At 71.6% G+C, this 23,620-nt stretch carries 24 protein-coding genes; 12 read left to right on the top strand and 12 right to left on the bottom strand.

The annotated features are described in order from the left end of the window. Position 1: 1 nt before the first annotated feature. Positions 2 to 1,441: a GuaB1 family IMP dehydrogenase-related protein gene (locus FHX31_RS26035; RefSeq protein WP_013284032.1), complete on the bottom strand. Its 1,440-nt coding sequence runs from the start codon at positions 1,439 to 1,441 to the stop codon at positions 2 to 4. 125 nt (positions 1,442 to 1,566) lie between these two features. Beyond that, entirely contained in the window at positions 1,567 to 3,318 is a 1,752-nt protein-coding gene (locus FHX31_RS26030) for an acetyl/propionyl/methylcrotonyl-CoA carboxylase subunit alpha (RefSeq protein WP_013473998.1), read from the bottom strand. 132 nt (positions 3,319 to 3,450) lie between these two features. On the opposite strand from FHX31_RS26030, the gene FHX31_RS26025 reads away from it, so the two are divergent. The 4 genes from FHX31_RS26025 to FHX31_RS26010 all read left to right on the top strand — a co-directional run bounded on the left by FHX31_RS26025 (position 3,451) and on the right by FHX31_RS26010 (position 7,425). Continuing rightward, positions 3,451 to 4,041: a PadR family transcriptional regulator gene (locus FHX31_RS26025; RefSeq protein ID WP_013284034.1), complete on the top strand. Its 591-nt coding sequence runs from the start codon at positions 3,451 to 3,453 to the stop codon at positions 4,039 to 4,041. Between the two features lie 127 nt (positions 4,042 to 4,168). Then, positions 4,169 to 5,128, top strand: coding sequence for an ATP-binding cassette domain-containing protein (locus FHX31_RS26020; protein WP_047892422.1), 960 nt, complete (start codon positions 4,169 to 4,171; stop codon positions 5,126 to 5,128). A gap of 17 nt (positions 5,129 to 5,145) precedes the next feature. Next, positions 5,146 to 5,901, top strand: coding sequence for an ABC transporter permease (locus FHX31_RS26015; protein ID WP_013284036.1), 756 nt, complete (start codon positions 5,146 to 5,148; stop codon positions 5,899 to 5,901). A gap of 63 nt (positions 5,902 to 5,964) precedes the next feature. Further along, positions 5,965 to 7,425 carry an MFS transporter gene (locus FHX31_RS26010; RefSeq protein WP_184977358.1) on the top strand — a complete coding sequence of 487 codons (1,461 nt, stop codon included), beginning with the start codon at positions 5,965 to 5,967 and terminating at the stop codon, positions 7,423 to 7,425. 58 nt (positions 7,426 to 7,483) lie between these two features. Here FHX31_RS26010 and FHX31_RS26005 read toward each other — a convergent pair whose 3' ends face one another. The 5 genes from FHX31_RS26005 to FHX31_RS25990 all read right to left on the bottom strand — a co-directional run bounded on the left by FHX31_RS26005 (position 7,484) and on the right by FHX31_RS25990 (position 11,565). Next, positions 7,484 to 8,800, bottom strand: coding sequence for an ISL3 family transposase (locus FHX31_RS26005; protein ID WP_184976866.1), 1,317 nt, complete (start codon positions 8,798 to 8,800; stop codon positions 7,484 to 7,486). 156 nt (positions 8,801 to 8,956) lie between these two features. Next, positions 8,957 to 9,091 (bottom strand): hypothetical protein, encoded by a 135-nt coding sequence (locus tag FHX31_RS32865; RefSeq protein WP_486481705.1) that lies wholly within the window; start codon positions 9,089 to 9,091, stop codon positions 8,957 to 8,959. 25 nt (positions 9,092 to 9,116) lie between these two features. Further along, positions 9,117 to 9,770 (bottom strand): O-methyltransferase, encoded by a 654-nt coding sequence (locus tag FHX31_RS26000; RefSeq protein WP_184977357.1) that lies wholly within the window; start codon positions 9,768 to 9,770, stop codon positions 9,117 to 9,119. Between the two features lie 9 nt (positions 9,771 to 9,779). Further along, positions 9,780 to 10,436 carry a Maf family protein gene (locus tag FHX31_RS25995; protein ID WP_184977356.1) on the bottom strand — a complete coding sequence of 219 codons (657 nt, stop codon included), beginning with the start codon at positions 10,434 to 10,436 and terminating at the stop codon, positions 9,780 to 9,782. 10 nt (positions 10,437 to 10,446) lie between these two features. Further along, on the bottom strand, positions 10,447 to 11,565 hold the full coding sequence (locus FHX31_RS25990) for a S8 family serine peptidase (RefSeq protein WP_184977355.1): 1,119 nt from the start codon (positions 11,563 to 11,565) through the stop codon (positions 10,447 to 10,449). 812 nt (positions 11,566 to 12,377) lie between these two features. On the opposite strand from FHX31_RS25990, the gene FHX31_RS25985 reads away from it, so the two are divergent. Continuing rightward, positions 12,378 to 12,632, top strand: coding sequence for a hypothetical protein (locus tag FHX31_RS25985; protein ID WP_041784133.1), 255 nt, complete (start codon positions 12,378 to 12,380; stop codon positions 12,630 to 12,632). Between the two features lie 292 nt (positions 12,633 to 12,924). Here FHX31_RS25985 and FHX31_RS25980 read toward each other — a convergent pair whose 3' ends face one another. Both FHX31_RS25980 and FHX31_RS25975 read right to left on the bottom strand, forming a co-directional pair. Then, positions 12,925 to 13,377, bottom strand: a complete 453-nt coding sequence (locus FHX31_RS25980) for a hypothetical protein (protein WP_013284042.1) — start codon at positions 13,375 to 13,377, stop codon at positions 12,925 to 12,927. 101 nt (positions 13,378 to 13,478) lie between these two features. Continuing rightward, positions 13,479 to 13,691 (bottom strand): acyl-CoA carboxylase subunit epsilon, encoded by a 213-nt coding sequence (locus FHX31_RS25975; RefSeq protein WP_071096820.1) that lies wholly within the window; start codon positions 13,689 to 13,691, stop codon positions 13,479 to 13,481. Positions 13,692 to 13,782: 91 nt separating this feature from the next. On the opposite strand from FHX31_RS25975, the gene FHX31_RS25970 reads away from it, so the two are divergent. Together FHX31_RS25970 and FHX31_RS25965 are read left to right on the top strand one after the other, a co-directional pair. Then, positions 13,783 to 15,768: a serine/threonine-protein kinase gene (locus tag FHX31_RS25970; protein ID WP_184977354.1), complete on the top strand. Its 1,986-nt coding sequence runs from the start codon at positions 13,783 to 13,785 to the stop codon at positions 15,766 to 15,768. A gap of 86 nt (positions 15,769 to 15,854) precedes the next feature. Further along, complete coding sequence (locus tag FHX31_RS25965; protein WP_013284045.1) at positions 15,855 to 16,067, top strand: hypothetical protein; 213 nt, start codon at positions 15,855 to 15,857, stop codon at positions 16,065 to 16,067. A gap of 64 nt (positions 16,068 to 16,131) precedes the next feature. Here the strand turns inward: FHX31_RS25965 and FHX31_RS25960 are convergent, their stop codons facing one another. After that, positions 16,132 to 16,884, bottom strand: a complete 753-nt coding sequence (locus tag FHX31_RS25960) for a GH25 family lysozyme (protein WP_013284046.1) — start codon at positions 16,882 to 16,884, stop codon at positions 16,132 to 16,134. Between the two features lie 128 nt (positions 16,885 to 17,012). Further along, positions 17,013 to 17,561, bottom strand: coding sequence for a Uma2 family endonuclease (locus FHX31_RS25955; protein ID WP_184977353.1), 549 nt, complete (start codon positions 17,559 to 17,561; stop codon positions 17,013 to 17,015). 100 nt (positions 17,562 to 17,661) lie between these two features. Here FHX31_RS25955 and FHX31_RS25950 point away from each other — a divergent pair, with 100 nt between their 5' ends. The 4 genes from FHX31_RS25950 (at position 17,662) to FHX31_RS25935 (ending at position 20,932) form a co-directional block, all read left to right on the top strand. Next, on the top strand, positions 17,662 to 18,405 hold the full coding sequence (locus FHX31_RS25950; RefSeq protein ID WP_184977352.1) for a M50 family metallopeptidase: 744 nt from the start codon (positions 17,662 to 17,664) through the stop codon (positions 18,403 to 18,405). A 103-nt stretch (positions 18,406 to 18,508) separates the two neighbouring features. Then, a complete protein-coding gene (locus tag FHX31_RS25945; protein ID WP_402882048.1) occupies positions 18,509 to 19,492 on the top strand; it encodes a ketopantoate reductase family protein in 984 nt (327 codons plus the stop codon). 59 nt (positions 19,493 to 19,551) lie between these two features. After that, complete coding sequence (locus FHX31_RS25940) at positions 19,552 to 20,055, top strand: SigE family RNA polymerase sigma factor (RefSeq protein WP_013284050.1); 504 nt, start codon at positions 19,552 to 19,554, stop codon at positions 20,053 to 20,055. Further along, entirely contained in the window at positions 20,048 to 20,932 is an 885-nt protein-coding gene (locus FHX31_RS25935) for a hypothetical protein (protein WP_184977350.1), read from the top strand. Before FHX31_RS25940 ends, FHX31_RS25935 begins: the two co-directional genes overlap by 8 nt. A gap of 43 nt (positions 20,933 to 20,975) precedes the next feature. Here the strand turns inward: FHX31_RS25935 and FHX31_RS25930 are convergent, their stop codons facing one another. Beyond that, complete coding sequence (locus tag FHX31_RS25930) at positions 20,976 to 22,559, bottom strand: acyl-CoA carboxylase subunit beta (protein ID WP_184977349.1); 1,584 nt, start codon at positions 22,557 to 22,559, stop codon at positions 20,976 to 20,978. A gap of 96 nt (positions 22,560 to 22,655) precedes the next feature. Between FHX31_RS25930 and FHX31_RS25925 the strand changes: the two genes are divergently transcribed. After that, complete coding sequence (locus FHX31_RS25925; RefSeq protein WP_184977348.1) at positions 22,656 to 23,528, top strand: biotin--[acetyl-CoA-carboxylase] ligase; 873 nt, start codon at positions 22,656 to 22,658, stop codon at positions 23,526 to 23,528. The last annotated feature ends 92 nt before the right edge of the window (positions 23,529 to 23,620 follow it).

Below are 23,620 nucleotides of genomic sequence, written 5' to 3'. Positions count from 1 at the left end.
GTCACCAGCTGGTGGGCAGCGGCATCCCCTCGGTGTACCCGGCGGCGCTCTGCACGCCGACGAGCGCCCGCTCGTGGAACTCCTCCAGGCTGCGCGCCCCCGCGTACGTGAACGCGCTGCGTACGCCGGAGATGATCTCGTCGATCAGGTCCTCGACGCCGGGCCGGTTCGGGTCCAGGTACATCCGGGCCGAGGAGATGCCCTCCTCGAAGATCGCCTTGCGGGCCCTGTCGAACGCGCTGTCCTCGGCCGTACGGGCGCTCACCGCACGCGACGACGCCATGCCGAAGCTCTCCTTGTAGCGCCGCCCGTCGGCGTCGGTGTAAAGGTCGCCGGGGGACTCGTAGGTGCCGGCGAACCAGGAGCCGATCATCACGTTCGAGGCGCCCGCCGCGAGCGCCAGCGCCACGTCCCGCGGGTGGCGTACGCCGCCGTCGGCCCAGACGTGCCGCCCCAGCGAGCGGGCCGCCGCCGCGCAGTCGAGCACGGCGGAGAACTGCGGGCGGCCCACGCCGGTCATCATCCGGGTGGTGCACATCGCACCCGGTCCGACGCCGACCTTCACGATGTCCGCGCCCGCGTCGACCAGGTCGCGTACGCCGTCGGCGGTCACCACGTTCCCGGCCGCCACCGGCACCGGCGGGTCCAGCCGGCGGACCGCCCGCAGCGCCTGGAGCATCCGCTCCTGGTGCCCGTGCGCGGTGTCCACCACGAGCGTGTCCACCCCGGCCTCCAGCAGCGCGGCGGCCTTGCCGGTGACGTCGCCGTTGATGCCCACTGCGGCGGCGATCCGCAGCCGCCCCCGGTCGTCCACTGCGGGCTTGTAGAGCGTGGCGCGCAGAGCGCCCTGCCGGGTCAGCACCCCGATCAGGCGTCCGTCGCCGTCCACCACCGGCGCGAGCCGCCGCCGGCCCGCCGACAGCCGGTCGAATCCGGTACGCGGGTCCGCGTCCGCCGGAACGGTGTGCAGCTCGGTCGACATCACGTGCCGGAGCTGGGCGAAGCGGTCCACCCCGACGGTGTCCGCCTCGGTCACCACTCCCATCGGCCGGCCGTCCGCGTCGACCACGACCACCGCGCCGTGCGAACGCTTGGGCAGCAGGTGGATGGCGTCGCCGACGGTGTCGGTCGGGCCGAGCGTGATCGCCGTGTCGTGCACCAGGTGCCGCTGCTTGACCCAGCCGACCACGTTGGCGACGACCTCGATCGGGATGTCCTGCGGGATCACCGCCACCGCGCCGCGCCGGGCCACGGTCTCGGCCATCCGCCGGCCCGCGACGGCTGTCATGTTCGCCACCACGAGCGGGATCGTGGTGCCGGTCCCGTCGGTGGTGGCCAGGTCGACGTCGAGCCGGGAGCCCACCTCGGAACGGTTGGGCGCCATGAAGACGTCGTTGTAGGTCAGGTCGTGCGCGGGGACCGCGCCGTGAAGGAACCGCACCCGGCCATCATTCCCGCCCGAGCACGGTCCCGCCCCCGGTGGTGGCTCAGACCACCCGGCCCCGCGCTGTTAAGAAGGGGCCCCTTCTCTACCTCAGGCGTTAAGAAGGGGCCCTTCCTTACACCTCAGGCGATGGTGCAGATCGCCGCGCCGGCGGTGATCACCGCGCCGACCTCGGCGGCGAGCCCGCTGACAGTGCCGGCCTTGTGCGCGTGCAGCGGCTGCTCCATCTTCATCGCCTCCAGCACCACGACCAGCTCGCCCTCGGCCACCTCGTCGCCGTCGGCGACGGCGATCTTCACGATCGTGCCCTGCATCGGGGAGGTGAGCGTGTCACCGCTGACCGCGGCACCCGCCTTGCCTCCGCCACCCCGGCGGGCCGGCTTCTTCGCGGCGGGCGCGGCTGCCGCCGTACCCGCGCCGAGCCCGGCGGGGAGGACGACCTCCAGCCGCTTGCCGCCCACCTCGACCACGACGGTCTCGCGCTCGGCCGGCTCGTCGGCGGCGCCGGCGGTGGCGGTGAAGGCCGGTACGGTGTTGTCCCACTCGGTCTCGATCCACCGGGTGTGCACGGTGAACGGCTCGGCGGTGAACGCCTCGTCGCGGATCACCAGGCGGTGGAAGGGCAGCGCCGTGGCCATGCCGTCGACCACCATCTCGTCGAGCGCCCGGCGGGCCCGCTCCAGCGCCTCGGTACGCGTCTCGCCGACGATGATCACCTTGGCCAGCAGCGAGTCGAAGTTGCCGCCGATCACGTCGCCGGCCGAGATGCCGGTGTCCACCCGCACGCCCGGCCCGGAGGGCAGGCGCAGGGCGGTGACGGTGCCCGGTGCGGGCAGGAAGTTGCGGCCCGGGTCCTCGCCGTTGATGCGGAACTCGATGGCGTGCCCGCGCGGCGTCGGGTCCTCGGTGAAGCGCAGCTTCTCCCCGTCGGCGATGCGGAACTGCTCGCGGACCAGGTCGATGCCGGCGGTCTCCTCGGTCACCGGGTGCTCGACCTGGAGCCGCGTGTTGACCTCCAGGAACGAGATCGTGCCGTCCACGCCGACCAGGTATTCCACGGTGCCGGCACCGTGGTAGCCGGCCTCCCGGCAGATGGCCTTGGCGCTGTCGTGGATCTGGGCCCGCTGGGCGTCGGTGAGGAACGGCGCGGGCGCCTCCTCGACCAGCTTCTGGTGCCGGCGCTGAAGCGAGCAGTCCCGGGTGCCCACCACGATCACGTTGCCGTGCTGGTCGGCCAGTACCTGCGCCTCGACGTGGCGCGGCTTGTCCAGGTAGCGCTCGACGAAGCACTCGCCGCGGCCGAACGCGGCGACCGCCTCGCGGGTGGCCGACTCGAACAGGTGCGGGATCTCCTCCATGGTGCGGGCGACCTTGAGGCCGCGCCCGCCACCGCCGAAGGCGGCCTTGATGGCGACCGGCAGGCCGTGGTCGACGGCGAACGCCATCACCTCGTCGGCGTTGCCCACCGGGTCCGGGGTGCCGGGCACCAGCGGCGCGCCGGCGCGCTGCGCGATGTGCCGGGCGGTCACCTTGTCGCCCAGGTCGCGGATCGCCTGCGGGGTGGGGCCGATCCAGGTCAGCCCGGCGTCGATGACGGCCTGGGCGAAGTCGGCGTTCTCGGAGAGGAAGCCGTAGCCGGGGTGCACCGCGTCCGCGCCGGAGCGGGCCGCCACGTCGATCAGCTTGTCGATGCGCAGGTAGCTGTCCGCGGCGGTGTCGCCGCCGAGGGCGTACGCCTCGTCGGCGAGCGTGGCGTGCAGGGCGTCCCGGTCGGAGTCCGCGTAGACGGCGACGCTGGCCAGCCCGGCGTCGCGGCAGGCGCGGATGACGCGGACGGCGATCTCGCCGCGGTTGGCGATGAGAACCTTGCGCACCTTGTGGCTCCTCCCGGGAGGTCGTTGCCGGGAGTTTAGCGGCCGAGCTGCGGAGCCTAACGATCGCTCAGTGTGGGATGCGGCACTGTAGTCAAACTTGGTTATTACGCTTGTCCCGTGTCGGCGACGCGGATGATGATTCTCGGCCTGGTCAGGTGGATGCAGCCGGTGCACGGCTACGACGTGCGCCGCGAACTGCTCAGTTGGAGCGCGGACAAGTGGGCGAACGTGCAGCCCGGCTCGATCTACCACGCGCTGCGCAAGCTCACCGACGAGGGCCTGCTGCGGACCGTCTCGGTCGAGCAGGTGGGCGCCCGTCCGGCGCGCACCACGTACGAGGTGACGGCGAAGGGGGAGGACGAGTTCGAGACGCTGCTGCGGGCGCAGTGGTGGCAGGTCCAGGAGCCGCCCGATCCGTTCGTCGCGGCGTTCTCCTTCCTGCCGGCGATGCCCCGCGACGAGGCCGCGGCGGCGCTGCGCAACCGGGCGAACCTGCTGCGGGCCGGGGTGGAGTCGATGCGGGCCTCGCTCGACTCGGACTGGGTGCGCACCCGCAAGCCGGTGCACGTCGGGTGGATGTTCGAGCTGTGGCTGGCCCGCGCCGAGGCGGAGACGGCCTGGTGCGAGCGGATCGCGGAGCGGATCGAGTCGGGAGTGTCGTACCTGCCCGATGGGATGGAGCAGGCCGAGGGCTGGTCGGGCTGGTCCGACGGATCACGGTGACACGACATAATCAACGTTGACCAAAAGAGCTATATCGCGTTAGCCTCAGCGGGAATCGCGGGGGATTCGTGCGTCCTCGCGGACGATCGGCGGCCGCTCAGGTCCGCCCGGACGACCAGGAGCAGAAATGATCGAGACCAGGGGGTTGCGGAAGTCGTACCGCTCCCGCGCGGGTCGCGAGACGAAGACCGTGGACGCGGTCCGCGGCGTCAACCTCGACGTGGCGGCGGGGGAGATCTTCGGCTTCCTCGGGCCCAACGGCGCCGGCAAGACCACCACGCTGCGGATGCTCGCCACCCTCATCGAGCCGGACGGCGGCGAGGCCACTGTGGCCGGCGCCGACCTGCGCAAGGACCCGGCCGAGGTGCGCCGCCGGATCGGTTACGTCGCACAGGGCGGCAGCACCTGGGACGAGTCGAGCGCCCGTGAGGAGCTGGTCCTCCAGGCCCGCCTCTACGGCATCGGCAAGGCCGAGGCGCACCGCCGCGCCGAGCACGCGCTCGAAGCCTTCCAGCTCACCGAGTACGCCGACCGCAAGTGCAAGACCTACTCCGGCGGTCAGCGCCGGCGCGTCGAGATCGCGCTCGGCATCATCCACGAGCCGAAGATCGTCTTCCTGGACGAGCCGACCACCGGCCTCGACCCGCAGAGCCGCGCGCACATGTGGGACGAGATCCGCCGGCTGCGCACCGAGGGGATGACCGTCTTCATCACCACGCACTACCTGGACGAGGCGGACGCGCTCTGCGACCGCATCGCGATCATGGACCACGGCGAGGTGGTCGCCGAGGGCACACCGGCCGAGCTGAAGCGGGAGATCTCCGGCGAGGTGGTGATCGTCGGCCTGGACGCGCCCAGCACCCCGCGCGCCGCCGAACTGCTCGACACCGAGGCGTACGTGAGCAAGCTGGAGACCGTCGACGAGGGCGGCCTGCGCCTCTACGTCGACGAGGGCGCCACCGCCATCCCGCAGGTGCTGCGCCGCCTCGACCACGCCGGGCTGGACCTGCGCTCGATCGAGCTGCACCGCCCCAGCCTCGACGACGTCTTCCTCACCAAGACCGGCCGCTCGCTGCGCGAGTCCTGACCCCCGGAGAAGCTGTCATGAAACTCGCCCGCGACACCTGGCTGATCTTCCAGCGCCAGACGCAACTGCTGCTGCGCAACCCGGTATGGATCTTCGTCGGCGTCTTCCAGCCGGTGATGTACCTGCTCCTGTTCGCCCCGCTGCTCAAGCCGGCGCTGAACGCGCCCACCCAGGCCGCCGCGTACAAGATCTTCGTGCCCGGCCTGCTCGTGCTGCTGGCCATCTTCGGCGGCCTGTTCCAGGGGTTCGGCCTGATCGCCGAGCTGCGCGCCGGCGTGATCGAGCGCTCCCGGGTCACCCCGGTCAGCCGGCTCGCCCTGCTGCTCGGCCGCTCGCTGCGCGACGTCGTCTCGCTGATCGCTCAGGCGATCATCATCACGCTGCTGGCGCTCGCGTTCGACCTGCGCGTGTTCATCGGCAACCTGCTCCTGGCGTACCTGATGCTCGCCCTCATCGCGCTGATGACCTCGGCCGTCTCCTACGGCATCGCGCTCAAGGTCAAGAGCGAGGACGCGCTCGCCCCACTGATGAACACCGTCGCGCAGCCGGTGCTGCTGCTCTCCGGCATCCTGCTGCCGCTCACCTTCGCCCCCGGCTGGCTCCAGGGCGTGGCCAAGTGGAACCCGTTCTCCTGGGCGGTCGAGGGCACCCGTGCGCTGTTCAACGGCGACCTCGGCAACGACCGCGTCTGGCAGGGCCTCGGCATCATCGCGGTGCTCGCCGCCGCAGGCGTGTTCTGGGCCGCCCGCCAGTTCGCCCGCAGCGTCCGCTGAGCAGGGGAGACCTACCTCTCAGCAGGGGCGGGGCACCGGCCGGGCGCGCGTAGCGTAAGGCCGGTGCCCCGCCTCACCCGTGACCGGATCACCTGGCTGACCTACGCCCAGCTCGGTCTGTGGGGCTTCTTCCTCTACGGGTTCGGCCCGGTCGTACCCCTGCTCCGCGACGAACAGGGCACCAGCGCCGCCGTCGCCGGCCTGCACAGCACCGGCATCGCCGTGGGCGCGCTCGCCGGCGGCGCGCTGTTCGCCCCGGTCGCCCGCCGCCTCGGCCGCGGCCCCGCCATCTGGCTCGGCCTCGCCGGTGTCGCCGCCGGAGTCACCGCGCTCGGCCTGCTACGCCCGCTGTCGGCCACGCTCGCCTCCGTCGCGGTCATCGCCACCTTCGGCATGATGGTCGTCAGCGGCGTCAGCGTGGTGCTCACCGCCCGGCACGGACCCGCCGCCCCCGCCGCGCTCACCGAGGCCAACGCGGCCTGCGCCGGCATGGGCATCCTGGCGCCGCTGACCATCGGCGCCACCGTCGACGCCGGTCTCGGCTGGCGACCCCTGATGGCCGTCGAGGTCGGGCTGATCACGCTCGTCGCGCTCGCCGCCCTGACCTTCCGGGTACGCGGGCCGAAAACCGCCCCCGCTGACGCGGCTGCCGGCACACCCGTCCCCGTGGCCGCCTCCACCCGGGTGTCCGCCGTCCCCGCCCTCGGGGTTTCCGAGGCCGTCGTGCCTGCTCCCGTCGTCCCCGCTCCCGTCGTCCCCGGTCCCGTGGTGCCTGCTTCGGTCGTCCCCGCTCCTGCCGTCCCGGCTTCGGTCGTTCCCGCTCCTGCCGTGCCCGCTTCGGTCGTTCCCGCCTCCGGTGCCGTCGAGGCCGTCGCCACCGATTCCTCCGTCCGGGCCTCGGCCGTTCCCGCCTCCGGGGAGCCCGTTTCCTCCTTCGGCTCCGGTGCGGCGGGGCGGCTGCCGCGTGCGTACTGGATCGCCTGGGTTCTGATGTCCGTCACCGGGTCGATCGAGGTCTGCCTGTCCTTGTGGACCGCCGACGTGCTGCGGACCCATGCCGGGCTGAGCGCGGGCGGGGCGTCGGCGGCGGTCGCTGCGATCGTCTGCGGCATGTTCGCCGGCCGGCTCGCCGGTGGCCGGGCCGCGTTGCGCTGGGCGCCGGTGCCGCTGCTGCTCGGCGCGCTCACCGTCTCGATGGCCGGGTTCGCGCTGTTCTGGGGCAGCACCGTCGGTTGGCTCGCGGTCACCGGGCTGGTCGTGCTCGGGCTCGGCAACGCGCTGCACTACCCGTTGGCGATCTCGATCGCGCTGGCCGTCGCCGGTCCGGCCGCGGACAAGGCGGCGGGCTGGTCCGCGTACTCGATGGGTGTGGGTTTCGGGATCGCGCCGGTGGCGCTCGGATGGGTGGCCGACGGCGTCGGACCGCACCCGGCGTTCCTGCTGCTGCCCGCGTTCATCGCGGTGGCGGTGCTGCTGACCGTACGGCTGGGCCGTGCCCTGCCCGCGCCGGTCCGCGCGGCTTGATCGACTCCACCTCGGCGAGGTGGCGGCTTCGGCGATCAGGGATGCCGGCTCTTCGAATTTAAGCGGGGTTGAGGTGTCCGCGGTGGCGTCGGGTGGTGGCGGTGCGGGTGCGTAGGCGTTGGTTTTCGGGGTTCCGGAAGCCGTAGGCGTCGCGGGCGATGGTCTTGATAACCCGGTTGGTTCCTTCCGAGCCGGCGTTGGTGATGCCGGTCGTCAGGAATGCCAGGATTTGTGGCCACCAGGTCTCGATCGTGGTGGCGAGCCGGTGGAGTTCGGGCAGGTCAGAGGCGGAGCAGCGGGCGTAGAAGCGGTGCAGCAGCCGGTGGACGTGTTCCCTGTTCGGCTGGGTGCGGGCGACCGCGAGCAGGTCGAGCAGGTCTTCTTTCGCGTTCCACGCGGCCAGGATCGGAGCACCGATCGCCGCCGGGAGGGCATCGAGGGTGTCGACGAGGCGGTCGACGTGCTTGCCGGGCATGCGGGCGGCCGAGCGGGTCAGCCGGTTACGCATCCGCCATTCCGGGTCGCTGCCGCGACCGCGGCGCCCCCGCTGGGTCAGGGTCATGCGGCGACGGACCTCGGTGACCGCCCGGTTGGCCAGTTGCACGATGTGGAAGTGGTCGACTACCAGCACCGCGTGCGGTAACACCTGCCGGATCGCGGACTTGAACACGGTGCACATGTCGATCGCCACCGCCTTCACCTGCTCACGCCAGGCCTGAGGGCGGGCGGTCAGCCAGCCGGTCACCGCCGCTGTGGTACGGCCTTCGACCTGCGCCAGCAGGCCCTGACCACCGGACAGATCGCAGAAGCCGACGTGCCAGCGGTCCGCCGTCACGGTCCACGAACCGGCCTGCTCATCCCAGATCCAGTGCGGCTTGCCGCGGCGCACCTCGTCGATGCCCAGCACCGCGACCGGCTCCGGCTCGGCTGGCAACACCGCGCTCGCGTGGGCGGTGAACGCGGCAGCGACGACCGGCCAGGAGATGCCGTGGTCCCGGGCGGCCTGCACGATCGTGCGACCCGCGTCGGCGACCGCCGCCCCGGCTGCCTGCCGCAGCCGGCTGGTCAGCCGGGCACGGGCCGGGACCTGCGCGACCTGCTCGGTGAACGACTTACGCGGACAGCCTGGCGTCGGGCAGTACCAGCGACGTTTGCGCCAGCGCAGCCGTACCGTCCGGCCTCCGACTGGCAGGTCCCGTGGCCGGGTTGTGGTCCACTGCTTCACCTTCAGCGCCCGCTGCCCGCATTGCGGGCAGCATCGTGCCTGCTCACAGCCGGTGGACAGGTCCACCACCGGGACGCCGGTGACGTCCACCTCGACCCGCTCAGTGACCAGGCCGTCCAGGCCCAGCAGCCGGGTCGTATCGTTGACCATGCTCGCAGCTCTTCACTTGTGACCATCCGAACTAGACACTCAGATGATCACTGACGGGCTGCGAGCCCTTCACGCTCGGGTCGACTCACCCGCGAACCCCGCTCAAGTTCGAAGAGCCGGGATGCCGCCACTTCGGGGAGGTTGTGTTCGGTCGGCTCAGCGCGTCCGGGCGAGTGTGAGGTCGTCGGCGGTGGGTGTCATGACCGCCGTGCGCTGCCTGTTTGGTACGGGTGGCTTGATCGACTCCATGTCGGCGAGGTGGCGGTATCCGGTGCTCAGGGATGCCGCCATTTCGGGGAGGTTGTGTTCAGTCGGCTCAGAGCATCCGGGCGAGCGTGACCCCGTCGGCGATCGGCAGCATGACCGCCTCGACGCGTACGTCCGCGATCACCGCGTCGTTGAACGCGGTGATCGCCCGGTCGTCGGCGTTGCGTGGGGCGAGCACCCGGCCGTCGCGCAGCGTGTTGTCGACGGCGATCACCGCGCCGGGACGCATGCGGGGCACCAGCTCGTCCCAGTAGATCGGGTAGCCGACCTTGTCCGCGTCGATGAAAGCGAAGTCCAGGTAACGCTCGCGGGGCAGTTCGCGCAGCGTCTCTGCGGCCGGGCCGATGCGCAGCTCGATGCGGTCCTGAACACCGGCGCGCTGCCAGTAGCGCCGGGCCACGCCCGTGTACTCCTCGGAGATGTCGAAGCAGGTCAACCGGCCGCCCTCGGCCAGCCCTCGGGCGATGGCCAGCGAGGAGAGGCCGGTGAACGTGCCGACCTCGACCGCCTGCCGTACGCCGAGCAGCCGGGTCAGGAACGTCAGGAACGCGGCCTGTTCGGGCGCGACCTGCATGACCGCCTCGGCGGGCAGGGCCGCCCGGGTCTCCTCGGCCAGCTCCTGGACGATCTCGTCCGGGGCGGACCCGTGGGCCACCAGGTAGGCGTGCAGTTCCGGGGTGAGCGGCAGCGGCTTCGTGGTCATGTCCGGACGTTAGCCGAGATGTTCGATCTCCTGGCCCCCGGGCGCGATCTTCGTCCACAGGTCGACGATGCTCAGCTCCACCTCGGCGAGCAGCCGGCGCAGCAACGGCAGGGACAACCCCACCACCGTGCCCGGGTCACCCTCGATCCCGGTCAGGAACGCCCCGCCCAGCCCGTCGATGGTGAACGCGCCCGCCACGGCCAGCGGCTCGCCCGTCGCCACGTACGCGGCGATCTCGTCGTCGCTGATATCCGCGAAGTGCACGGTGGTCGAGGCGACGGCCTCGGCGCGGGACTCGTGGGTCACGTCGATCAGGCAGTGCCCGGTGTGCAGGACACCGCTGTGCCCGCGCATCCGCTGCCACCGCCGGGTGGCGTCCGCCGCGTCATCGGGCTTGCCGAGGATCTCGCCGTCGAAGTCGAGTACCGAGTCACAGCCGAGCACCAGCGTGCGCTCGTCCGGCGAGGGCCGCAGCCGATCACGTACCGCCTGCGTCTTCAGCCGGGCCAGCTCCAGGCACAGATCCTCGGCCCGATCGCTCACCACCTGCGACTCGTCCACGCCGCTGACCAGCACGTCCGGCTCGATCCCGGCGGCCTGGAGCAACTTGCGGCGGGCGGGAGACTGCGAGGCGAGCACGAGGCGCACCGGTACGGAGGTCGACACCCCGCCGACGCTACCGGCTGACCCTCGGCGGCGGGTCGTCGGCACGTCGGCGGCGCCGCCAGAACAGGTACCCGCCGCCCGCCGCCACCAGCACACCGAGGGTGGCGAGCCCGCGTACGGTCGCGCTGCCGTCGTCGCCCTTGTCGGGTGCTGCCTCCGCTGACGCCGGTGGCGTGACGTTGGAGGACTCGAAGCCGAGCGGCGGTACGTCGGCGGTGAGCGCGGCGACCAGGTCGATGACGCCGTAGCCGTACTGGTCGTCGCGGCCGGGTGGTCCCTTGTCGACGGCGGTAGCGGTCAGCCGGTGGGCGACTTCCTGGGCAGGGAGGTTGGGGTACTTGGAGCGGATGAGAGCAGCAGCCCCGGCAACGATCGCAGTGGCGCTGGAAGTCCCTGTGCCCTTCGAGTACTTGCCGTCGTAGCTGGTGCTGTAGATATCGACAGCAGGAGCAGCGACATCGATCTTAGATCCTGTGACTGCAATTGAGGCATGGTTCCCGACCTGATCGGTCCCGCTTACGGCGATGACGCCCTCCTCTGCGGCTGGATAACCGATCGTGGTGGCTTCAGGTAGGTTACCAACGCCTGCGATAACGACTATGTCGGCGGCTAGTGCATTCTTCACTGAGCGGGTCAGTTTCTCGCTCGTGACGCCTGCGCTTGAGATGCTTATAACTCCGGCATGTTGCGTGACTGCAAAGTCTATCGCCTCGGCAAGCGTGTCGGCTTCGCCGTAGTTGTCTGATCTGGACGATATGATTGGAAGGACTTTGGCTTCCGGCGCTAGGCCGAGTGCGCCGATTTCCCCGTCAGATCCATGGGCGGCGATGAGCCCTGCCATGGCGGTTCCGTGGCTGTTTGTGTCATGCAAGCCATCTCCGGTACCCGTCAGAACATTCTTTCCCTCAAGCAGATTTCGGGAGAGGTCAGGATGAGGATCTACGCCAGTATCAGGGACGGCCACTAGGACTCCGGCTCCGCGAGAGATCTTATGAGCCTCGTCTACCTTGAGGAAGGCCAGATGCCACTGATCTTGTCGGACTCGCGAAGCATCCGCCGGCGCGGCTGGCTGCCCTGCGTGAATGGAGATGAGGCTGACGGCGGCGAAGATCGATAGGGCTATGCGCATACTGGATCAGTCAACGATCTCGACCGATGGCTGGTCCTGGATCGATGGGACCGTCGTCGGTCGGAGGTAGCACGACTGGACTAACCCCCTTATCGGTCTCCCACGGGTGGTCTGGATCCCATGGTCGAGATGGTCCACCCGTCTCGTTTTGGCGGCCGGATCGGCTGCTCGTAGAAGGAAAACCACCAAGAGGTGGTCCGCCCACCGAGCCCATCGCTGAGTTCTTCCCAATTCCCGGGCGAGACCCAGCATTGCCAGTGGGGGCAGTGCCCGCGCCGCCGCCTCCGATGACGCCGCCCACGGGATTCACCCTGCGGGGCGTGGCATTTGGAGAGGATGGCTGGACGAGACCCGGGCCGAATGGTTGACCGATCAATCCGTTCGGCTGTGTGCGAGGGAAGACGTTCTTTGGTGCCTCGCCTGAAACCGGTCTGCCCGTCGAGGGGTGAGGTCGAGTATCTCGCGAAGACGGGTTAGCGCCTAGAGAGCCAGGAGTGGTCGGCGGAAGGGGAACCGAGTTTGGTGACGATGGGGGAGTCAATGGGGCGTTTGGTGTGGCAGCACTTGGAGAGGGGGTCGGGGTGGGACCGGCGCCGCCAAGGATCGGTCCGACGCCCACGGCGGGGGGAGTTTGTGGCCCTTGGCTAGAAGCGCTGCTGAGTGGCACTGGCTTCGGCCTTGGCCTTGGACTTGGACTTGTGACAGCAACCGGAACGATTGGTGGAATAACAGGTGCGGCGCCGCTGGCCCCGTAGACATCTGGGTTATTCGTCTCGATGCCAGGTCGAGGAACAGTTGGTGGGCGCTGGAGCATGACCTGGGCGTGCTGGAGTTCGCCGCTCAACCCCGTCATCAGTCCGCGAGCCCGTACGTTCAACTGCTCCAAGTCGTCGTCCGTCACCGGGGGACGTTCCGGCAACCGGCTGCCCGCCACCGCCTTCGGGTCAGCGATCGTCGCCTCGTACGCCTGCTTCTGCCGCAGCTTCTTCGCGTACTCCTCGTGCAGCGGCTGCAGCTCGGCCCGCGCGCTGCCGATGGCGCGGGCGGCGGCCGCCAACGCGTCGTAGTTCGCGGCGGCGGCGTCGTGGGTGCGCTGCACGCGGTCGATGAGCTGGTCGAGTTCGGCGATGTACGCCCGCGCGGCGGTGTTGGTCTCCGGCGGCCACGCCTCGGCCAGGCCGCGCCGGTATTCCCGAAGGCGGCTCAGGTGGGCCAGGGCGAGGTCGCAGACCTTGCGCCAGCCGGCCACCTGCTTCCACTGGCCGGCGGTGTCCTGGTCCTGCACGCACGCCCACATGCTGAGGACGTCCATCAGCCGCCAGTCGGTCAGCCCGGAGGTGCGTCCGCTGCCCCGTTCGATCACGGCAGGATCACCCGGCTCTGTTCGGGGGCGGTGGGGTCGGCCAGTGGCGGCATCGGGCGGGCGACGGTGCTCGACGGCCCGGCGAGCGCTCGTTCGACGTCGGCCACTCGGGCGGAGGAGAACGCGTCGGCGTCGCCGTAGTGGGCGGCGATCCGCCCGGCGGCGTCGGCGAGGCGGCCGGTCGCCGGTGCGAGATCCCACACGGCGCTCACCGCGGCGGTCTGGGTGTCGTGGTGGGCCTGGAGGAACTGGACCAGCTCGATGAAGGCGTCGGCCGGGTTGGGCACCGGCGCCTTCATGTCGTCGGCGATGTAGGACAGGTGCGGCGAGTAGTTGCGCGTCACCTCGTCCTGGAGGCGGTCGGCGAACTCCCGCATCTGCCGGATGTCGGCCTCGATGCCGCCGTAGCCGCGCAGCCAGCCGGCTGGCTGGTTGTCCTCCGGGATCATCGGAGCCTCCTGCCCGTCACCACACGGTTTCCCTGAGTGAGGTTAATGGCTCGACGCTGATCCCGGCAGCCCCGCCCCGTCGCCGTGGGCGGGAGGTGAGGTCAGCGGGGGAGGCCGGAGGCCCGCCACGCGCCGGGCCCCGCGACGGGCCCGGCCAGGGCGGGGCGTGCGCTGCGCGCCCACTGCGACACGAGGGCCGGCGCTGCGGCCTGGGCCGGGCGGGTGCGCACCACGATCGCGCCGACCAGAGCGGCCAGCTCCTCGGCGGTGGGCACGCCACGGACGATCCGGAACAGCGGCTCCTCGGCAGACATGACCCAAGGGTACGCGTCGCGAATTCGACCTTCGCCGTACAGTGGCGTGCCGACGGTGTGGGCGTCGCAGCGGCCGGGTACGGTTTCTGCGATGTCGAACGCGCTCCCCCAACTCGTCGCCGACCGATACCGGCTTCTCACGCCGCTCGGTCAAGGCGGCATGGGCCGCGTCTGGAAGGCGCGGGACGAGGTGCTGCACCGGGACGTGGCCATCAAGGAACTGGTCCCGCCCCCCGGCCTCACCCCGGAGGAGCGCCGCGAGATGCGTGAGCGCTCGCTGCGTGAGGCGCGGGCGATCGCCCGGCTCAACAACGTCAACGTGGTCCGCATCTTCGACGTGCTGCGCACCGACGGCGATCCGTGGATCGTCATGGAGTACGTGGCGTCGAAGTCGTTGCAGGACACCATCGCCGAGGACGGCCCGGTCTCGGTGGCGAAGGCGGTCGAGATCGGCCTCGGCGTGCTGAACGCGTTGAAGGCCGCGCACAAGGCCGGGATCATGCACCGCGACGTCAAGCCGGGCAACGTGCTGCTCGGCGAGGACGGCCGCGTGGTGCTCACCGACTTCGGCCTGGCCACCATCCCCGGCGACCCGAACGTGACGCGCACCGGCATGGTGCTGGGCTCGCCCGCGTACATCTCGCCGGAGCGCGCCCGCGACGGCACTGCCGGCCCGGAGGCGGACCTCTGGTCGCTCGGCGCCACGCTCTACGCGGCGGTCGAGGGCAAGTCGCCGTACGCGCGTCCGTCGGCGATCGCCACGCTCGCCGCGCTCGCCACCGAGCCGATGCCGCCGCCGCGCAACGCCGGGCCGCTCAAGCCGGTGCTCCAGGGCCTGCTGCGCAAGGACCCGGACGAGCGGATCACCGCCGAGGTGGCCGAGCGCATGCTGCGCAAGGCCGCCGGCCGGCGGGCCAAGAGCATCTCGCTGCTGGACGGCGTACGCCGGCCGGGGCCGAACGGTCCGCGCGTGCCGCGCCCGCCGCTGGTGCCCGCGCCGCGCCCGGCCGACCAGGCCGAACGCGCCGCGTCCGGGCTCGCCGCAACCGGGGGTACGGCGGCAGCCGCCGACCCGACGGCGAAGGTGCCGGCGCCCACCTCGGACGCCGGGCCCACCGCGAAGGTGACCCTGCCGCCCGCCGATCCGACGGCGAAGCTCGACCCGGCGCCCTCGGCCGACGAGACGCTTGTGGACGACGAGGCCCGGGTGGACGGCGTCGACCCGGCGCTGGACGAGACGCGGCTCGACGGCGAGCCGGTCACCGACACCCCGGCGCCGGTGAGCCCGGCCGCGTCCGGCTCCGCGCCGGTCAGCCCGGCTCCGGCTTCAGCCGATCCCGCGCCGTCGACCGGCCGGGCGACGGTGCTGCCGGTTGAGAAGTCCGCGCCCAACCGCCGCAACCTGCTGATCGGCGCGCTGGTCCTGCTGCTGCTCGTCGGCCTGGTGGTGGCCGTGCCGCTGCTGAACAACGGTGACGACGGCGACGGCGGTGAGCCGACGGCCGGCACCTCGGCGTCGGCGGCGGCGCCGCCCGCGCCGAGCGAGAGCACGTCGCCGAGTGCCCCGGCGGCGAGCGCGTCGGCCAGCCCCACGCCGTCGGCCAGCCCGTCGGCCTCGGGGCTCACGCTGCCGGCCGGGTGGCGTCTCTACACCGGCCCGAACGGCTTCAAGGTGCCGATCCCGGAGAACTTCCAGGCGCGGGTCGGTCGGGACAACGTCGTGCTCTACGAGGTCGGCGGCAGCCGGCGGGTGCTGTTCGTCCAGTGGACGCCGTCGCCGAAGCCCGACGCGTACGCCGACTGGAAGGGCCAGGAGCCGTACCGCGCATCGCGTGTGCGGGGCTACAAGCTGGTCGGCATCACCAAGTGCGATCCCTACTTCCGCACCTGCGCCGACTGGGACTGGCTGGAGACGCGCAACGGCGACACCCGCTTCCACGTCCGCAACCGGGGTGTGGCGACCGCCAGCAACCGGGGCTTCGCGTTGCGCTGGGAGGTGCCCGCGAAGGACTGGGACGCCAACCTGGCCAACTGGGAGATCATCACCAAGGGCTTCGTGCCGGACCGCAGGAACTGACCGGGAATCCCGCGGTTACGAAACTCGCTCGCATGGCTTCCCGTCGTCGGGGGTATGAATCCTCCGACGACGGAAGGAGGCGCGACATGGGTTACCGACGGAGGTACACCGGCCCGCGGCTGGCGCTGTGGATGCTCGTGGCGCTCGGCGACGTCGTACTGCTCCTGATCAGCGCCGGCCTGTCCGCGCCGGTCGCGGTCCTCGGCGTGCTGACGCTCACTGTCGCCGGTGTGGCGGCGTGGCGCCTGATGCGCCGGACGCCGGTGCCCGTCCCGGCCACCGCGCGCCGCAGAGCCTGACCTCGGGTACGACGACAGCGGGACCGCCCCGAGACGAGGCGGTCCCATTGCTTTCGCGCGCCGGTCAGGTGTTGTTGGCAAGCGCGATCAGCCGGCTGCGGTCACCGTTCCAGTAGTTGCGGTCGACGTTGCCGCTGATCCCGGAGACGGAGCCGGTGCTGGTGTACTGCCAGAAGCTCCAGAACGGGGCGCCGGCCGGCAGGGTGCCCGGCGCGCTGGCCCAGCGGGCGAGCCACAGCGGGTGGTTGGCCCACGGGCCGGTCCAGCTGCCGGTGCACTGGTTCCACCAGCTCGTGGTGGTGTAGATGACCGCGTACCGGCCGGTGCGGGAGCGGTAGGTGTTCAGGAAGTCCTGGATCCAGTTGCGCATGCCGGTGGTGCTCAGGCCGTAGCAGTAGCCGCCGCTGTACGGGTTGCCCTCGATGTCCAGCGCGGCGGGAAGCGTACGGCTGTCGGCCGACCAGGCGCCACCGTTGCTGGCCAGGTAGTTGGCCTGGGTGGAACCGGCGGAGATGTTCGGCCGGGCGAAGTGGTACGCCCCGCGGATCACCCCGGCGTTGTACGCGTTGACGTAGTTCGCGTTGAAGTTCGGGTCCTTGTAGCTCGTACCCTCGGTGGCCTTGATGAAGGCGAATTGGATGCCCGAGTTGCGCACGCTGGTCCAGTTGATGCTGCCCTGGTACCGGGAGACGTCGATCCCGGGCGTGGTCGCGGCGGCGGCCGGTCCGGCGGTCGCCACGAGGGCCGCGGCCGCGGTGGCGGCGGCGGCCAGGCCGGCGGCGAGAAGCCGGCGTACGGAGAGTCTGGTACGGGCCATGGTTGCCTCCAGAGGGACGTCCGTCTATTGACGCCCATCTTTGGAGCTTAGTGCCCTAGATCGCAATAGGGGGAAAGGAAATTTTCATCGACGGTCGTCGTTCGCCCAGGTGGCGCGACAGTTGCGGATCAGCGCAGGTCGCTCGGGTCCATCGCCCAGCGGAACGGCTCGGTGACACTCAGCGTCTCGCCCGCCTTGGCCACCGCGTCCTCGACGTAGTGCGCGCCGTCGAGCCGGTGCAGTCGCAGCGAGTGGCTGTCGCCGTCCTGCTCGACGAGCAGGTACCACGGAATTCGGGCGATCGCGTAGAGCTGCATCTTCAACACCCGGTCGACTCTGGAGTTCCGGGGCGAGACGACCTCGCCGACCAGCGCCACACGTTCCGCGTCCAGGATCGCGCCCTCATCGTCGGCATCTGTGACGACGAGGTCGGGGATCATGATCCGGTCGACGCCGAGCCGAACGTTGACGCCGTGATGGACGCAGAACCCGACCGGCGCGGCCACCGACTCGACGGCGTTCGCCAACCGGCGCACCACCCGCTGATGCCGCAGGTCCGGGGCGGGGCTGACGACCAGTCCTCGGTCGAACAGTTCGACGCGGTGGCGACCGTCGCCCATCGCGAGATAATCGGCCTCGGTCAGCGGGGTCACGGACGCACCAGTTACCGAATCCACCCGACATCATCTCCGTTCCAGTAACTGCCCGGCCAAGTCTGACCGGCTGCGGGAGCACGCCGGTCGAACGACACGGCTCGGGGCGGTAGGCTCCCCGCCCATGCCCCTGATCGACGGTCTCACCACGCTCTGGGACACGCTGACCAGCGCCCAGCCGGACCCGCCGCCGCTGCTCGTGGTGGTCACCGCCGTGGTCGCGCTCGCGGTGGTCGTGGCCCGGCTGCCCTGGCGGATCGCCCGTAACGCGGTGACCATCGCGCACGAGGGCGGCCACGCGCTCGTCGCGTTGCTCACCGGCCGGCGGCTGCACGGCATCCGGCTGCACTCGGACACCTCCGGGCTCACGCTCTCCGCCGGCCGTCCCACCGGGCCCGGCATGATCCTCACGCTGCTCGCCGGATACGTCGCGCCGTCGCTGCTCGGCCTCGGCGGCGCGTGGCTGCTGGCCGGGAACCGGATCACGCTGCTGCTCTGGCTCGCGGTGGCGCTGCTGCTGGCCATGCTGGTGATGATCCGCAACCTGTTCGGCGTGCTGTCGCTACTTGTCACCGGTGGGGTGGTGCTCGCCGTCTCCTGGTACACCTCGCCCGAGGTGCAGGCCGCGTTCGCCTGGACGTCGGTCTGGTTCCTGCTGATCGGCGGCGTACGGCCGGTGTTCGAGCTGCACCGGCAACGCGCCCGGGGCCGGATGCCGCAGTCCGACGCCGACCAGCTCGCCCGGATCACGCCGTTCCCGGCGCTGTTCTGGGTGGGCGTGTTCCTGCTGGTGAGCGTGGGCGCGCTGGCCGCCGGCGCGCTGCTGCTGGCCGGCCCGATCCTGGCCGACGCGGGGCTCACCGGCTGACCGCGCCGAGCCGCACGAACGCGCCGAGCCGCGCCGAGCCGGCCCGCTGCACGCCGTATCGCGCCGCGGAGCGGGCCGCTACGTGGCAGGGCAGAATCGGACCGTGCGATACGTGATCATCGGAGCGGGCGCGGTCGGCGGCACCATCGGCGTACTCCTGGCCGACGCCGGCCACGACGTGACGCTCGTGGCCCGCGGCGCGCACCTGGACGCGCTGCGGGAGCGGGGTCTGACGCTGCGCACGCCGGACCGTGACGTGACCGGCCGGCTCCCGGCGGTGGCCGGGCCGGACGGGCCGCCGCTGCCGGCGGACACAGTGCTGGTCCTCACCGTGAAGTCGCAGGACACCGTGTCGGCGCTCGACGTCTGGGCGGACGCCCCGGTCGAGGGTGGCGGGACGGCGGGCGAACGGCTGCCGGTCGTGCTGGCCCAGAACGGCGTCGCGAACGAGCCGGCCGCGCTGCGGCGCTTCGCCCGCGTACACCCGGTGTGCGTGTGGCTGCCCGCCACCCACCTGGAGCCGGGCGTGGTGGTCGCCAACGGCCATCCGCATCCGGGCATGCTGCACATCGGCCGCTACCCGAGCGGCGCCGACGACACCAGCCGCGCGGTCGCCGCCGACCTGACCGCCGCCGGGTTCGTCGCGCCGGTGCGCGACGACGTGATGCGCTGGAAGTACGGCAAGCTGCTCGCCAACCTCGGCAACGGCCTCCAGGCGCTGCTCGGCCGGGACGTGCCCGAAGCCCTGTCGAAACGGGTACGCGCCGAGGGCGAGGCGGCGCTCGCGGCCGCCGGCATCGCCCACACCTCGGTCGAGGAGGAGGCCGCCGAACGCGGTGACCTGGTGTCGCACCGGCCGGTGGGCGGCGCGGAGCGCTCCGGCGGCTCCACCTGGCAGAGCCTGGCCCGTGGTGCGGGCTCGGTCGAGACCGACCACCTCAACGGCGAGATCGTGCTGCTCGGGCGACTGCACGGCGTACCCACCCCGGCCAACGCGGCGGTGCAGACCGCGGTACGCCGGGCCGTCCGCGACCGGATCCCGGCCGGCGGCTTCCCGCTCGGCGAGTTGGAGAAATTGCTCGGCTGAGCGGGCAACCCGCGCCGCGCCGCCAGGCGTGTCCCCTCACGAACACGGGGAGGTGGCAGGTGCCCGACAGCGACGGCTTCGACGAGTTCTACCGGGGCAGCCGGCAGCGGCTGCTCGGCTTCGTCTACGTGCTCACCGGCGACCTCGCCGAGGCGCAGGACGCCGTGCAGGAGGCGTACATCCGGGCCTGGCAGCGGTGGTCCACAGTGCGTGCGTACGACGACCCGGAGGCATGGGTACGTGTGGTGGCGAGCCGGATCGCGGTGAGCCGCTGGCGCAGCCTGCGCAGCCGGGCCCGTGCCTACCTGCGCCATGGCGCGGTGGCGGACGTGCCGGCGCCGAGCACCGAGACGCTGGACGTGGTCGCCGCGCTGCGCCGGCTGCCCGAGGCCCAACGCACCGCGATCGCCATGCACTACCTGCTCGGCATGCCGGTCGCCGAGGTGGCGCGGGAGACCGAGGCCCCGATCGGCACCGTCAAGGCCCGGCTGTCCCGGGGGCGGACCGCGCTCGCCGGGCTGCTCGCCGTGGTGGACCTGGAAGAGGAGGCGGCAGATGCCTGACGACGTCGCACTCGTGGAGTTGCTGCACCGGGACCTGCGCAACGTCACCTGGCCGGAGCCGGAGGCGATCCGGGCCACGGCCCGGCGGCGCAGCCGGCGCTCCGCCGCGCTCGCCGCGGTCTCGGTGGTGGTCGTCGCGGCGCTCACCGCGACCCTCGTGGACCGGGCCGGTGCGCCGCCACCGCCCGCCGGCGCCGTCGACGGGCCGGGGGAGATCGTGGCCGAGGCGATGCTGGAACCGGCCGACATCCCCGTTCCCACAGGCGAGCGGCTCAGCGAGACCGGCCTCGACGAGCCGGTCCGGGTCGACGACCTCCTCCAGGTCTGCGCCGGGGAACAGGGGCGGCCGGCCGAGGAACCGCGCTCGCGCTACTCGCGGTCGCAGACCCTGATGGAACCGCCGACCGAGCCCGCGACCACCGTCGGATCGGTCCTCACCCAAGAGGTCTACCGGATGGAACCCGGGGCGGCGGGCCGGTTCGTCACCGACCTGGAGGGCACTGTCGCGGCCTGCGGCGCGTGGCGGACGACGGGCCAGGCCTACACCGATCGGGGGATGGTCAGCGCCGAGGTCGTGCACCGCTGGTACGTCGCGGCGAGCGGCTTCGCCGGAGATCAGGCGCTGCTGCTGCGCCACGAGGCGAGCGTGCCGCCGGACCAGGCGACCGGCCGGCCGCCCGGCTATGCGCCGTTGTACGAGGACCGGCTGGTCGTAAGGGTGGGTGACCTGGTGACGGTGCTGATCCCGTCCGGCCGGCTGCGGACCGACCTGCCCCAGGGCCAGGTGCCCGAGGCCAGGGTGACCGAGGAACAGGTACGGCAGATGGCCCGGGTCGCCGCCGAGCGGATGTGCGTGGCCGCGAACCCGGGTTGCTGACGCCGGTGCCCCCGCCGATCTCCCGGCGGGGGCACCCGACGCGCTACAGCGGGATGTTGCCGTGCTTCTTCGGCGGCAGCGTCTCGCGCTTGGTGCGCAGCACCCGCAGCGCCCGCACGATCTGGGTACGCGTCTCGTGCGGCGGGATCACCCCGTCGACGTAGCCGCGCTCGGCGGCGATGTACGGGTTGGCGAGCGTGTCCTCGTACTCGGCGATCTTCTCGGCGCGGACGGCGGCCGGGTCCTCGGCGTTCGTCAGCTCCGAGCGGTAGAGGATGTTCACCGCGCCCTGCGCGCCCATCACCGCGATCTGCGCGGTCGGCCAGGCGAAGTTCAGGTCCGCGCCGAGGTGCTTGGAGCCCATCACGTCGTACGCGCCGCCGTAGGCCTTGCGGGTGATGACTGTGACCTTCGGGACGGTGGCCTCGGCGTACGCGTAGATGAGCTTCGCGCCGCGGCGGATGATGCCGTCCCACTCCTGGCCGGTGCCGGGCAGGAAGCCGGGCACGTCGACGAAGGTGAGCACCGGGACGTTGAACGCGTCGCAGGTGCGCACGAACCGGGCCGCCTTCTCCGACGCGGCGATGTCGAGCGTGCCGGCGAACTGCATCGGCTGGTTCGCCACCACGCCCACCGGGCGCCCCTCGACGCGGCCGAAACCGACCACCATGTTCTGCGCGTACAGCGGCTGCACCTCGAGGAACTCGCCGTCGTCGAGCACGTGCTCGATGACCCGGTGCATGTCGTACGGCTGGTTCGCCGAGTCCGGGATCAGCGTGTCCAGCTCCCGGTCCTCATCGGTGACGTCGAGGATCGCGGGCGCGTCGAAGACCGGCGGCTCGTCCAGGTTGTTCGACGGCAGGTACGACAGCAGCGCCTTGACGTACTCGATCGCGTCCTCCTCGTCGGTGCCGAGGTAGTGCGCGTTGCCGCTGCGGGTGTTGTGGGTGCGGGCGCCGCCCAGCTCCTCCATGCCGACGTCCTCGCCGGTGACCGTCTTGATCACGTCGGGGCCGGTGATGAACATGTGCGAGGTCTGGTCGACCATGACGGTGAAGTCGGTGACCGCCGGGGAGTAGACGGCGCCGCCCGCGCACGGGCCCATGATGAGCGAGATCTGCGGGATGACGCCGCTGGCCCGGACGTTGCGGAAGAAGATCTCGCCGTAGAGGCCGAGGGAGGTGACGCCCTCCTGGATCCGCGCGCCGCCGGAGTCGTTGATGCCGACGACCGGGCAGCCGATCTTCATGGCGAGGTCCATCAGCTTGACGATCTTCTCGCCGAAGACCTCGCCGAGGGAGCCGCCGAAGACGGTGAAGTCCTGCGAGAAGACGCAGACCTGCCGGCCGTCCACGGTGCCGTAGCCGGTCACCACGCCGTCCCCGTACGGGCGGGTCTTCTCCAGCCCGAAGTTGGTCGAGCGATGCCGGGCGAACTCGTCCAGCTCGACGAACGAGCCCTCGTCGAGGAGCATCTCGATCCGCTCGCGGGCGGTCTTCTTGCCCCGCGCGTGCTGCTTCTCGACCGCGCGTGCCGACCCGGCGTGCACCGCCTCGTCGAGCCGTCGCTCCAGGTCCGCCAGCTTGCCGGCGGTCGTGTGGATGTTGAACCCGGTCTCGGTAGTCACCCGTGGAATATAACGATGGTTCAGGTGTCTGAGGCTGTGCAGTGCGCCTCACCGCTTCGCGGCGACCGGCGGACCCGGTGGCCGTAGGCTGGCGGGATGCCCGGTTCGCCGTACACCGATCTGGACCGACCGCCGCTGTCGGCGGCCCGGCTGCGGCGCGCGCTCGTCGCGCCGCACGGGCCCTGGCGCCGGTTGGAGTTGCTGGCCGAGACCGGCTCGACGAACGCGGACGTGGTGGCCGCGGCGCGGGCCGGCGAGCCGGAGGGCCTGGTGGTGGTCGCCGAGCGGCAGACCGCCGGCCGCGGCCGCCGGGGCCGCGTCTGGCAGTCGCCGCCGCGCGCCGGTCTCGCGACGAGCGTGCTGCTGCGGCCCGGCGAGGCGGTCGCGGAGCGCGGCTGGTCGCCCGTGCCCACCACCGGGTACGGCTGGCTGCCGCTGCTGGCCGGAGTCGCGCTGGCCGAGGCGGTACGGCTGCTGGCCGAGCTGGACGCGCGGCTGAAGTGGCCCAACGACCTGCTGGTGGACGGTGCGAAGTGCGCCGGGGTGCTGGCCGAGGCGGTGCCGGGGGAGAACGACAGGCCCCCCGCGATCGTGGTCGGTGTCGGGCTGAACGTGACGCTGCGCGCCGACGAGCTGCCGGAGAACCCGACCGGGCTGCCCGCCACGTCGCTCCAGCTCGCCGGCGCCACCGCCACCGACCGCGATCCGCTGCTGCGGGCGCTGCTGCGCTCGCTCGCCGACTGGTACGAGCGCTGGCGTGACGCCGGAGGCGACGCGGAGGCCAGCGGGCTGCGTGAGGCGTACCTGGCGGGGTGCGCCACAGTCGGCCGCCAGGTGCGGGTGCTGCTGCCCGACGGCAGCGAGGCGCACGGCACCGCCACCGGCGTGGACACCGACGGGCAGCTCCTGGTCGAGACGGGCGCCGAGACGCTGCGGCTGGCCGCAGGCGACGTGCTGCACCTGCGGTGAAAGGAAGGGCACCCTCTTAACGCCTCCGGTAGAGGAAGGGCCCCCTGTTAACAACCACGGGTAGCCGTCCGCGCGGCCGATGCCGGCCGGAT

This window comes from Micromonospora sp. CNZ286, assembly GCF_014207755.1.
Note: the sequence above shows the minus strand (reverse complement) of the source record. Positions and strands in the feature narration are given on the sequence as shown.